The sequence below is a fragment of the Curtobacterium citreum genome (assembly GCF_006715175.1).
GTDB lineage: Bacteria > Actinomycetota > Actinomycetes > Actinomycetales > Microbacteriaceae > Curtobacterium > Curtobacterium citreum.
In genome coordinates this window covers 1,188,225-1,200,050 of record NZ_VFMQ01000001.1, presented here as the reverse complement: position 1 = coordinate 1,200,050, position 11,826 = coordinate 1,188,225, and the positions used below count along the sequence as shown (strand labels likewise).

General features: G+C 72.0%; 9 protein-coding genes and 1 riboswitch. Of the genes, 3 read left to right on the top strand and 6 right to left on the bottom strand.

The window, feature by feature from the left end; translation table 11 throughout:
* Positions 1–3 precede the first annotated feature (3 nt).
* Both FB462_RS05775 and FB462_RS05770 read right to left on the bottom strand, forming a co-directional pair.
* Positions 4–645 carry an ECF transporter S component gene (locus tag FB462_RS05775; RefSeq protein WP_114849190.1) on the bottom strand — a complete coding sequence of 214 codons (642 nt, stop codon included), beginning with the start codon at positions 643–645 and terminating at the stop codon, positions 4–6.
* Positions 640–751, bottom strand: a riboswitch (TPP riboswitch). Its footprint overlaps the gene before it by 6 nt.
* Positions 752–831: 80 nt before the next feature.
* Positions 832–1,155, bottom strand: a complete 324-nt coding sequence (locus FB462_RS05770) for a spore germination protein GerW family protein (protein WP_058769316.1) — start codon at positions 1,153–1,155, stop codon at positions 832–834.
* 129 nt (positions 1,156–1,284) lie between these two features.
* On the opposite strand from FB462_RS05770, the gene glgX reads away from it, so the two are divergent.
* Genes glgX through treZ form a run of 3 tightly spaced genes read left to right on the top strand, consistent with a single transcriptional unit; the run spans position 1,285 to position 7,780 of the window.
* Positions 1,285–3,585 carry a glycogen debranching protein GlgX gene (glgX, locus tag FB462_RS05765; RefSeq protein WP_229666735.1) on the top strand — a complete coding sequence of 767 codons (2,301 nt, stop codon included), beginning with the start codon at positions 1,285–1,287 and terminating at the stop codon, positions 3,583–3,585.
* Positions 3,582–6,029 carry a malto-oligosyltrehalose synthase gene (gene treY / locus FB462_RS05760; RefSeq protein WP_141860667.1) on the top strand — a complete coding sequence of 816 codons (2,448 nt, stop codon included), beginning with the start codon at positions 3,582–3,584 and terminating at the stop codon, positions 6,027–6,029. Before glgX ends, treY begins: the two co-directional genes overlap by 4 nt.
* Positions 6,026–7,780 carry a malto-oligosyltrehalose trehalohydrolase gene (gene treZ, locus FB462_RS05755; protein ID WP_114849021.1) on the top strand — a complete coding sequence of 585 codons (1,755 nt, stop codon included), beginning with the start codon at positions 6,026–6,028 and terminating at the stop codon, positions 7,778–7,780. The genes treY and treZ overlap by 4 nt, the downstream gene beginning before the upstream one ends.
* A gap of 145 nt (positions 7,781–7,925) precedes the next feature.
* Here the strand turns inward: treZ and FB462_RS05750 are convergent, their stop codons facing one another.
* The 4 genes from FB462_RS05750 to FB462_RS05735 form a co-directional block, all read right to left on the bottom strand.
* Positions 7,926–8,720 carry a polyprenol monophosphomannose synthase gene (locus tag FB462_RS05750; protein WP_114849020.1) on the bottom strand — a complete coding sequence of 265 codons (795 nt, stop codon included), beginning with the start codon at positions 8,718–8,720 and terminating at the stop codon, positions 7,926–7,928.
* Between the two features lie 46 nt (positions 8,721–8,766).
* Positions 8,767–9,510, bottom strand: coding sequence for a class F sortase (locus FB462_RS05745; RefSeq protein WP_141860665.1), 744 nt, complete (start codon positions 9,508–9,510; stop codon positions 8,767–8,769).
* Complete coding sequence (locus tag FB462_RS05740) at positions 9,507–10,658, bottom strand: family 8 glycosyl hydrolase (protein WP_141860663.1); 1,152 nt, start codon at positions 10,656–10,658, stop codon at positions 9,507–9,509. The genes FB462_RS05745 and FB462_RS05740 overlap by 4 nt, the downstream gene beginning before the upstream one ends.
* A 93-nt stretch (positions 10,659–10,751) precedes the next feature.
* Positions 10,752–11,648 (bottom strand): DUF4397 domain-containing protein, encoded by an 897-nt coding sequence (locus FB462_RS05735; RefSeq protein WP_141860661.1) that lies wholly within the window; start codon positions 11,646–11,648, stop codon positions 10,752–10,754.
* Positions 11,649–11,826 lie beyond the last annotated feature (178 nt).

Below are 11,826 nucleotides of genomic sequence, written 5' to 3'. Positions count from 1 at the left end.
CCGTCACGCTGCGCTGCGGGTCGTGCGCTTGGCGTGCTCCCGGCCGACCGCGAACTGCGACAGGACACCGGTCGCGGCGAGCGCCCGGACGATCGCCCAGGACCCGGCACCCGCGATGACGGCACCGGAGACCACGGCGCACACGACGTAGACGGCCTTGAAGCCGGCGTCGAGCCCCGGGTACCACAGGACGGTGTCGTTGATGCCGAGCGCGAGACCGGCGGCCGCGCCCGCGAGGACGACGACCGGCAGCCGGTACACGCGGTACAGGAACAGCGCGAGGACGAGCTCGGCGCCCAGGCCCTGCACGAGACCGGCCTCGAGCGTCAGCCACCCCCACTGCGTGCCGAGCAGCGCCTCGACCGAGGCGGCGACCATCTCGGCGTACAGGGCGGCTCCGGGCTTCCGCACGACGATCGCGACGATCGGCCCGGCGAGCAGCCAGACGCCGCCGAACAGCGACTGCGATCCCGGCAGGACGAGGGCGGCTCCCGCGCTGAGCGGCTCGTAGCCGAACTCCCAGAGCTTGAAGACGACGCCGATCGCGACCGCGAGGACGCTGGCGACGACGACGTCGACCACGCGCCAGCGGAGCGACCGCCGGAGGGTGGTGGACGGGACGGTGGACTGCATGGTTGCAGGCATGGTGCTGACTCCTCCCTGCGCCGGCATGACCCGGATCAGGTTCGACGGTCGGAGCGCCGTTCGCTCCCTCTCAGCCCGGTGGTCCCGGACTCCCGTGTGTGTGGCAGCAGTCTAGACGGGTGGCGACCAGATGACGGACGGGAGGATCGTGGCGGCGTCGCCACGATCCTCCCGTCCGTCCTGTGGTCACTTCTTGAGTGCGCGGACCACCTTGGCGAGCGCCTTGCCGGTCACCCAGATGGTCGGGATGCTGACCGCGAGCAGCGAGATGAGGTTCGGCTCGAACTGCAGGTCCTGTCCGGGACGGCGCACGTAGGCGCCGACGGGGATCGACACGCCGCCGCCACCCCCGCCGCCGTTGTCGTCGCCGTCCCCGCCGCCGCCGAAGCCGAACCAGCCCAGCGACACCGGGATGAGGGTCTGGTCGCCGACCTCGACCGGCTCGCCGTAGTTGGTGGAGACGCCGATCGGGCGCACCTTGTCTGCGATCTGACTCACGATGTTGGCCATGCGCGCGAGGCTACTCGGCCACTCCTCCACAGCGACGCGCGGAGTCACCCTCGTCCACTGCTGGGGCTTGTCTGCGGACGCGGAGGGGCCGCGCCGATACGTTGGCGGCACCCACACCTGGAGGACCGTTTGCACACCTGGCCCGGCAGTCCGTACCCCCTCGGGGCGACCTACGACGGCAGCGGCACGAACTTCGCCCTGTTCAGCGAGGTCGCCGACCGCGTGGAACTGTGCCTCTTCGACGACGCGGGGAACGAGGAGTGCGTCGACCTGGTCGAGGTCGACGCGCACGTCTGGCACGCGTACCTGCCGAACGTGGCACCGGGGCAGGAGTACGGCTTCCGCGTGCACGCCCCGTACGACCCGGCGCACGGACTGCGCGGCAACCCGAACAAGCTGCTCCTCGACCCCTACGCCAAGGCGACCAGCGGCGACATCGACTGGGACCAGGCGCTGTTCTCGTACACCTTCGGCGACCCCGACTCGACCGACGACCAGGACTCGGCGCCCCACATGATGAAGGGGGTCGTCATCAACCCCTTCTTCGACTGGCAGGGCGACCGCTCGCCGGGCATCCCGTACGGCGAGACCGTCATCTACGAGGCGCACGTCAAGGGCCTCACCGAGACACACCCCGACGTCCCGGAGGATCAGCGCGGCACCTACGCCGGCGTCGCGCACCCGGCGGTCATCGAGCACCTCAAGCGACTGGGCGTCACGACCCTCGAGCTCATGCCGGTGCACCAGTTCGTGAACGACTCGACCCTGCAGGAGAAGGGGCTGTCGAACTACTGGGGCTACAACACCATCGGGTTCTTCGCGCCGCACTCGCACTACTCGTCGTCCGGCGACCGCGGGCAGCAGGTGCAGGAGTTCAAGGCGATGGTGCGCGAGCTGCACCGTGCGGGGATCGAGGTCGTGCTCGACGTCGTCTACAACCACACCGCCGAGGGCAACCACCTCGGTCCCACGCTGTCCTTCCGCGGCATCGACAACGCCGCGTACTACCGCCTGGTCGACGACGACAAGCGGTACTACATGGACACCACGGGCACCGGCAACTCGCTCAACGTGGGTCACCCGCACTCGCTGCAGCTGATCATGGACTCGCTGCGGTACTGGGTGACCGAGATGCACGTGGACGGGTTCCGCTTCGACCTCGCGGCGGCCCTGGCGCGGGAGTTCTACGAGGTCGACCGCCTGGCAGCCTTCTTCGAACTGGTCCAGCAGGACCCGATCGTGTCGCAGGTCAAGCTCATCGCGGAACCGTGGGACGTCGGTCCCGGCGGCTACCAGGTCGGCAACTTCCCGCCGCAGTGGTCGGAGTGGAACGGCAAGTACCGCGACACCGTGCGCGACTTCTGGCGCGGCGAGCCGTCGACGCTCGGCGAGTTCGCGTCCCGTATCTCCGGGTCGGCCGACCTGTACGAGCACGACGGCCGCACCCCCAAGGCGAGCATCAACTTCATCACCGCGCACGACGGCTTCACGCTGTACGACCTCGTCGCCTACAACGAGAAGCACAACGAGGCCAACGGCGAGGACAACAACGACGGCGAGAGCCACAACCGCTCGTGGAACTCCGGCGCCGAGGGGCCGACCGACGACCCCGCGGTGAACGCACTCCGGCTGCAGCGACGCCGGAACTTCCTCGCGACGCTGCTCCTCAGCCAGGGCGTGCCGATGATCACGCACGGTGACGAGCTCGGGCGGACCCAGGGCGGCAACAACAACGTCTACGCCCAGGACTCGCCGATCAGCTGGATCGACTGGGAGCACGCCGACGACGAGCTCATCCAGTTCACCGCCGACGTCGTGAAGCTCCGCCACGACCACCCGACGTTCCGCCGCACGCGGTACTTCAACGGCCGTCCGGTCCGCCGGGGCGAGGGCGAACCGCTCCCCGACGTCGTGTGGCTGACGCCCTCCGGTGACGCCATGGACCCCGAGGACTGGGACTCCGGCTTCGGGAAGAGCGTCGGGATGTACCTGAACGGCGAGGGCATCCGCGGGCGTGACCGCTGGGGCGAGCGCGTCACCGACGTGGCGTTCCTGACGTACTACAACGCACACGACGACGTGGTGACGTTCACCCTGCCCCCGGAGGAGTACTCGCCGGGCTGGACCGTGCGGATCGACACCGCCGACCCGGGTGCCCGCGACGAGGTCCTCGACGCCGGGACGCCGCTCGACGTTCCCGCACGGTCGATGATCGTGCTCCGCGCCGAGCCCGACCACGAGGTGACGACGGCCCCGGTCGACGCCGCCACGGACGCGAAGCCGTCCACGCCGACCAACCCCGCGGCCTCGCCCGCCACCTCGGCGACGGACCCGGCGGGCACGGACCCGTCGAGCTCCGAGCCGGCGAGCTCCGAGCCGGCCGACGACAGCGCCACTCCCGAACCCGCCAGCACAGGAGCCACCAGGTGACCGCCAGACGCGTCCCCACGTCCACCTACCGACTGCAGGTCACCCCCGACTTCGACCTCACCCGGGCGCAGGACGTGGTCGAGCACATCCGCGACCTCGGCGCCGACTGGGTGTACCTCTCCCCCGTGCTCCAGGCAGAGCCCGGTTCGCAGCACGGCTACGACGTCGTCGACCACTCCCACGTCGACACCGAGCGCGGCGGCGACGCAGCGCTGCGCGGGCTCGCCGAGGCCGCCCACGCCGCCGGACTCGGCGTGCTCGTCGACGTCGTCCCGAACCACGTCGGCGTCGCGACGCCCGAGGCGAACCCGTGGTGGTGGTCGCTGCTCGAACAGGGCCAGGCCAGCCCGGTCGCGTGGGCGTTCGACGTCGACTGGGAAGCCGGCGACGGCAAGGTCCGCGTCCCGGTGCTCGACGACCGCCTGCTCGACGCCGTCGAGCTGCGGGACGGTCGGCTGTACGTCGGCGAGACCGCCTACCCGACCGCTCCCGGAACCGTGCAGGACGGCGACGACGTCGAGACCGTGCACGCCCGCCAGCACTACGCGTTCGTGCACTGGAAGCGCGCGGACCACGAGCTGAACTACCGCCGGTTCTTCGCCGTGAACACCCTCGCGGCGATCCGCGTCGAGGAGCCCGAGGTGTTCGCGGCGTCGCACGACACGATCGGCGGATGGTTCCGCGACGGGCTCGTCGACGGCCTGCGGATCGACCACCCGGACGGTCTGTACGACCCGGCCGGGTACCTGCAGGACCTCGCGGACCTGACCGGCGGGGTTTACACGCTGGTCGAGAAGATCCTCGAGCCGGGCGAGCAGCTCCCGTCCTCGTGGCCCGTCGACGGCACCACCGGCTACGACGCGCTCGGCGTCGTCGACCGCGTCTTCGTCGACCCCGCGGGCGAAGAGGCGCTGACCGCCGCGTCCGGCGCCGAACCGACCGACTGGCAGCAGCTGACCCACGACACCCGCCGGGGCATCGCCGACGGGATCCTCGGCAGCGAGGTCGCCCGACTCGCCCGGCTCCTCGCGTCGACGGCCGGTGACCTGCCGCAGGAGCGCGTGGTCGACGCGGTGGCCGAGATCGTCGCATCGTTCGACGTCTACCGCACCTACCTGCCCGAGGGCGTCCACCACCTGATCGACGCCCTGGAGCGCGCGGCTGAGACGCGGCCGGACCTGGACGACGTGATCGACCGGATCGCGCCGGCGCTCGTCGACCCCGGGCACGCCGCGGCGCTCCGCCTGCAGCAGACCTCGGGCATGGTGATGGCGAAGGGCGTCGAGGACACCGCGTTCTACCGGACGTCGCGCCTGAGCTCCCTGAGCGAGGTCGGCGGCGACCCGAGCGTGTTCGCGGTGTCGGTCGACGACTTCCACCAGGCGCAGCGCGAGCGTCAGGGCAGCTGGCCGCACACGATGACCACGCTGACCACGCACGACACCAAGCGGAGCGAGGACACCCGCGCCCGCATCGCGGTGCTCGCCGAGCTCGGGTCGGAGTGGTCGAGCGCCCTCGAGCAGCTGAACGCCCTCGCGCCGCTCGACGACGCGGTGTTCGCGGACCTGCTCTGGCAGGCGATCGTGGGTGCCCGCCCGGCCAGCCGCGAGCGCCTGCACGCGTACGCCGAGAAGGCCTCGCGCGAAGCCGGTGACAGCACGACCTGGACCGAACCGGACGAGGCCTTCGAACAGCAGATGCACGCCCTCGTGGACGCCGCGTTCGACGACCCGCGCGTGGTCGCGGTGCTCGACGAGCTCGACCGCACGATCGACGCGGCCGGCTGGTCGAACGGGCTCGCGCAGAAGCTGGTCCAGCTGACGATGCCGGGCGTCCCGGACGTCTACCAGGGCACCGAGGCGTGGGACCGCTCGCTCGTCGACCCGGACAACCGCCGCCCGGTCGACTACACGGAGCTGCGGCACGTCCTCGCGACGCTCGACGGCCCCGAGGGCACCGGTCCGGAGCAGCTGCCCGCGGTCGGCCTGGACGGTGCGGCGAAGGTCCTCGTGACGAGCCGCGCCCTGCGGGTCCGACGCGACCACCCCGAGCTCTTCACCCGGTACCTCGGGCTCGAGGCCACCGGCATCGCCGCCGACCACGTGCTCGCGTTCGACCGCGGCGGTGCCGTGACGGTCGCGACGCGGCTGCCCGTCGGGCTCGAGCGCGTCGGCGGGTGGGGCGACACGCTCGTCCACCCGGTGCCGGCCGACCGGGTCGACCTGCTGACCGGTCGTCGCTTCCCGGCGTCCCGCGGCATCGCCCTGTCGGCGCTGCTCGCCGACCTGCCCGTCGCCCTGCTCGTCCCGGCGGACGTCGCGGACGCCGACCCCACCGGATCCGAGCACGACGCCGCACCGGTGACGTCCGGCACGAGCACGAACAACACCGCTGCGGTCTCCGACCAGCAGGCCGAGATCGAGATCCTGGAGGGTCACGCATGACCGTTCCCGCCCGCTACGCCGTCTGGGCGCCGAACCCCGAGCGCGTGCGCCTGGTCGTCGACGGCACCGAGTACGCCATGACCCGCGGCGACGACGACTGGTGGGCGACCGACGACGTCGTCCCCGTCGTCGGCGCGCGCTACGGCTTCCGCATCGACGACGACGACTCCGTCCGACCCGATCCGCGCAGCCGGTACCAGCCCGAGGGCGTGCACGGCCCGTCCGAGGTCGTGGACCCCGAGCGCTTCGCCTGGACCGACGAGTCGTGGACCGGTCGGCCCGCCCGTGGGGCCGTGATCTACGAGATGCACGTCGGCACCTTCACCCCCGAGGGCACGCTCGACGCCGCGGCCGCCAAGCTCGACCACCTCGTCGAGCTCGGGGTGGAGTTCGTCGAGCTGCTCCCCGTCAACGCGGTGAACGGCGAGTGGAACTGGGGCTACGACGGTGTCGGCTGGTTCGCCGTGCACCACCCCTACGGTGGTCCCGACGCCTACGACCGGTTCGTCGACACGGCGCACGCGCTCGGCCTCGGCGTCATCCAGGACGTCGTGTACAACCACCTCGGGCCCAGCGGGAACTACCTGCCGCTGTACGGGCCGTACCTGCTCCAGGGGCTCGGCAACACGTGGGGTGACTCGGTCAACGTCGAGGACCCCGAGGTCCGCCGGTACGTGCTCGACAACGTGCGCATGTGGTTCCGCGACCACCACGTCGACGGGCTCCGCCTCGACGCGGTGCACGCCATCCGCGACACCACCCGGCCCCACGTCCTGCAGGCGATGGCCTCCGAGACCGAGGCGTACGCGCAGTCCGTCGGACGCCCGCTGTCGCTCATCGCGGAGTCGGACCTCAACGACCCGGTCATGTTCCGCCCGCAGGAAGCCGGCGGGTACGGCCTCACCGGTCAGTGGTCCGACGACTTCCACCACGCCGTGCACGTGGCGGTGACCGGGGAGACGAACGGCTACTACGCCGACTTCGCCCCGCTGTCGGCGCTCGCGAAGGTCCTGGACCACGGGTTCTTCCACGACGGTACGTGGTCGTCGTTCCGCGGGAAGCGGCACGGTCGACCGATCGACCGCGGGACCTCGCCCGCGACCGCCCTCGTCGTCGCGAACCAGAACCACGACCAGATCGGCAACCGGGCCGCAGGTGACCGGCTCGCCGCGACCCTCGACGACGAGTCGCTCGTCATCGCGGCCGCGCTGACCCTGCTCGGGCCGTTCACGCCCATGCTGTTCATGGGCGAGGAGTTCGCTGCGACGACGCCGTGGCAGTTCTTCACCTCGCACCCGGAGCCCGAACTCGGCAAGGTGACGGCCGAGGGACGCATCAAGGAGTTCGCGCAGCACGGCTGGGACGAGTCGACGGTGCCCGACCCGCAGGACCCGACGACGTTCACGAACTCCAAGCTCGAATGGGCCGACGTCACCTCGGAGCGGGGTGCGGCGATCCTCCGCGCCTACCGGGTGCTCGTCGCGCTGCGTCGGACCGAGCAGGCGTTCGTCGACCACCGCTACGAGGCGAACGCGGTCCGCTTCGACGCGGACGACCGGTGGCTCGTGCTCACGCGCGGGCTGCTCGGACCTGACGCAGCGCCCGTCCACGTCGTCGTGCACTTCGCCGACGATGCCGCGGACGTGCCGGTCCCGGACAGCTCGGGCGAGGAGCTCTACCGGTTCGGGTCGGCCTCGGTCGAGGACGGCCGCGTCCACTTCGACGGCCGCGGGGTCGTCGTGCTCCGGTAGTCACCACGGCGACGGTGGTCACCACGGCGACGGCGCTCACCAAGGCGACGGGGGTCGCCGAGGCGACCACCGGACGGACGGGAGGCGCGGTGCCAGCCGGCACCGCGCCTCCCGTCCGTCCTGCAGGTCCGGCAGACCCGCCGCGTCAGGCGGTGCGGTCGCCGACCGCGTGCGCGTTGCGGCGCACCGAGGGCAGCCGCCGGTGATCGCGCATGAGCGAGCGGAGCTCGCGGAGCCGGCGGTCGATGCCCCACTTCGTGACGAGGGTCAGGCTCTCGCGCACGATGTTGCCGCTCATCTTCGAGACGCCGAACTCGCGCTCGGTGAAGGTGATGGGCGTCTCGACGACGCGCAGGCCGGCCTCGAGGGCGCGCCAGCACAGGTCGACCTGGAAGCAGTAGCCCTTCGAGGCGACACCGGCCAGGTCGATCCGTTCGAACGCCGACGAGGTGAAGACCCGGAAGCCGCCCGTCGCGTCCCGCACGGCGATGCCGAGCGCCATCCGGGTGTACAGGTTCCCGCCGCGGGACAGCAGCTCGCGGTACCAGGGCCAGTTCTCGACCTCACCGCCCTTGATCCAACGGGAACCGAGGACCAGGTCGTTCGAGTCGGCGAGCTCGAGCATCCACGGGAGGTACTCCGGGTGGTGCGAGCCGTCGGCGTCCATCTCGACGAGCTTGTCGTACCCGTGCTCCAGACCCCAGGCGAACCCCGCGAGGTACGCGCCGCCGAGGCCGTCCTTGACCGTGCGGTGCATCACGTGCACCCGGTCGGTCTCACGGGCGATCGCGTCGGCGATGTCGCCGGTGCCGTCCGGGGAGTTGTCGTCGACGACCAGCACGTGCACGCTGTCGTCGGTCGCGGCGAGGGTGCGCGCGACGATCGGACGGACGTTCTCCGCCTCGTCGTAGGTCGGGATGATGACCAGGGACTTGCTCATGGTGCTCCTTGCGGGTCGGGTCAGACGATACCGAAGCGCGTCGGGCCTATCCTGACGACAGGTCTGCGAACACGATCAGATTGTCCGTGTAGTGGCCGGTCGCGGTGTCGAAGGTGCCGTCGCACGTGATCAGCCGGAGTTGGGGCGTCGGCGCACTGCCGTAGACGTCGCTCGTCGGGAAGGCGGACTTCGCCGCACGCTCGGACCGCTCGACGGTGAACGTACGGGTGGTCCCGTCGGACATCCCGACCTGCACCTGGTCACCGGGCACGAGTTCGTCGAGACGGTAGAACACGGCGGCGCTGGTCGGGCTGTCGACGTGGCCCGCGATGACCGCGGGACCGACCTGCCCGGGGACGATCCCACCGGAGAACCAGCCGGCACTGTCCCAGTCCTTCGGCGGGTCCAGCTCGCCGGCGGGACCGCGGCCGAGGTCCTCCAGCCCCGAGGAGACGCCGATCGCCGGGATCTCCACACGGACCGGCGTCGCGTTCGACCGCGCCGCCGGTGCGGCCGGGTCCTGGAACCCGGACGTGTCGCTCCCGCCGGACCCGTTCCTCGCGGCGCCGGGATCGGTCGACGCCGACGCGCTGGTCCCCGCGGCACGGCCGGTCGCAGCGCCGCCGGCGCCGGTCGCTGCGACGGCCACCCCGGCGATGCCGCCGACGACGAGCACGGCCGCGACCGCTCCGGCGACGACCACCCCGCGACGCCCGCTCGCTCGACGTCGCCCGCGCACCACGGTGGTCGGGTGCTCGCGACGCGGCGCAGCGGCCCGGCGTCCGCTCACGAGTCGCTCCGGGGACCGACCGCGCACCCGCCGAGGACGTCCGACGTGAGCATCGTCGCGCCGAGCGCCGCCCAGGCGTCGCCGTAGTACGTCCGGGTCGTCGCCGACGTCCGGTCGCTCCGACGCAGGTCCGCGGTCACCGCCGACGACGAACCGTCCGCCTGCTCGGCGGCCGCCCGGGCGGCGTAGGCGAGCGCACTGGTGTCCGTGGTCACGGCTGTGCCGCCGAGGTCGAGCTGCGCCGCGAGCGTCGTGCTGCGCCGCAGCGTGGGCGCGAGTTGCCCGGCGAGGGCCCGGTCCGGTGCGGAGCAGGCCTCGGCCCAACGGAGCGGGAGTCGCATCGCGTCCCACCCGTAGACGACCGGTCCCTGGTCGCCGGACGCCGCCATCGGGTCGACTGCACCGTCGGCGTGCACCTGAGACCAGTCGCTCGGAAGGGCGCTGGCCCGGAGGACCGCGGCGGTCGCGGCGCGGGACCCGTTCGCGAGCGCTGCCCAACGTCGGTCACCGGTCGCACGCTCCAGGACGCGGAACGCCGCCGGCGATGCGTACGACGCGTTGTAGCGGTAGGGCTCCCGGTCGGCCCACGGCCCTGGCAACAGGATCGTGCCGAGGTCGGTCTCGGCGGTCTCGTGGTCGAGGATCGCCGCGGCGAGGGTCTTCCCCGCCTCGGTGTACCGCGCGTCGTCCCATCGCTCTCCCGCGAGCACGAGGGCGCGGGCCGCGTCGAGGTCGGCGTCGCTCGCGGACTGGTCATCCGCGACGCCCGCTCCTGGTGTCCACCGCCACGCCAGCAGGTGGTCGTCCGTCAGCAGGTGGCGTTCCGTCCACGACCAGACCTCGCCGAAGGTCTTCCGGTCGTCACTCGCGTAGGCGACGAGCAGGCCGTAGGCCTGCCCCTCGCTCACGGTGTCGCCGCCCTGGTCGGTCCGGACGACCCGGCCGTCGCGCACGTAGCGGTCGATGAAGTCGGAGCGCAACTGCGCGGCGCTCCGGTCGACGTCCGGAGCGGACGTCGAGGTGGCGTTCGAGGTGATCGAGGCCTGCGGCGCCGTCGCGCTCCACGGGCGGACGGCGACGAGCGCGGCGCCGACGGCGACGACGAGCGTCGCCGCGGCGGCGATGGGTATCCAGGTCTTGCGGGTCATGCCGGCTGTACCTCTCCGGTGGTCGGGGACGGTCGTTGCGGAGGCGCGGCGCCCGTGGGCGGACCCGCTCACGTGCACCGCGCCTCCTGCCCGTCAGCGGAAGAGCGAGCGGAACGCCGCGACGACCGCGTGCGTGAACTCGGTGACGGGACGTCCTGCGGCGGAGCCACCGCCGCCGGTCTGGACGCCGCCCGACGGGGTGGCCGCCGTGGCTGCGGCGTCGGTCACCGGGACGACGGTGAGGTCCCCCTTGCTGTCGTCGAGGACGAACAGCGTCGACACGGTGTTGCCCGCGAGGTCGACGTCAGCGGTCCCACGCTGCCCGTCGCCGGAGACGTCGAGCCGCCACTTCCCCGCGCCGACGGTCGCGTACCGGGTCGCGGTCCCGAACGCGGCGTCCTGCGCGACGGTGGTGCCGTCGGCGGTGCTGACGTCGACCTCCTTCGCGGTGGTCGCCGCCTGCACGAGCCGCAGCTTCGCCTTGCCGTCGCCCGGCTGCTGCAGGTCGTCGGTGAACGCGGTCGTCTTGAGGTCGTCGTTCTTGCCGTAGGCGACGACGGTGTTCGCGTCGCCCTGCTGCACCTGCACGTCGGTCGAGATGACCGGCGTGGAGTCCGGGTCGTCGGCAGCGCGCATGGACAGCACGTAGGTCCCGACCGGGAGCTCCTGGTACGGGCTGACCTGGCCGTAGGTCACGTCGTCGAGCTCGAAGACCTTCTTGCCGCCGGACAGACTGGTGAGCTCGACGTCGACCCCCTTGGTGTCCGGGGACAGGTGACCGACGCGCAGCCAGCCCTCGTCGCCGGACGTCGCCGCGGTCGCCGTCTGCGGAACGGTGAGCCCGACGGCAGCGGCGACGAGGGCGGCAGCGACGCCGCCGACGACGAGCGGGCGGCGGGCTGCGCGACGCGACAGGGCATGCCGCGCCGCGACGCGGGTGTTCGTGGTTCCGGTGGTGTCGGTGGTGTCGGTGGTGTCGGTGGTGTGCATCGTGGTGCTCCTCGGGGTCGGGTTCCGGGATCGGGTTCGGTGTCTCCGGTCGGGACTTCGGGTCGGGCTTCCGGGTCGGGGCCAGCGAGCGAGCGGGCGGAACCTGCTCGCTCCTCGTGCCCAGTACGGCCGTTGCCGCCCGCTCGCGGCCGTTGCTCGTCACGTGGGTGGGCACGCA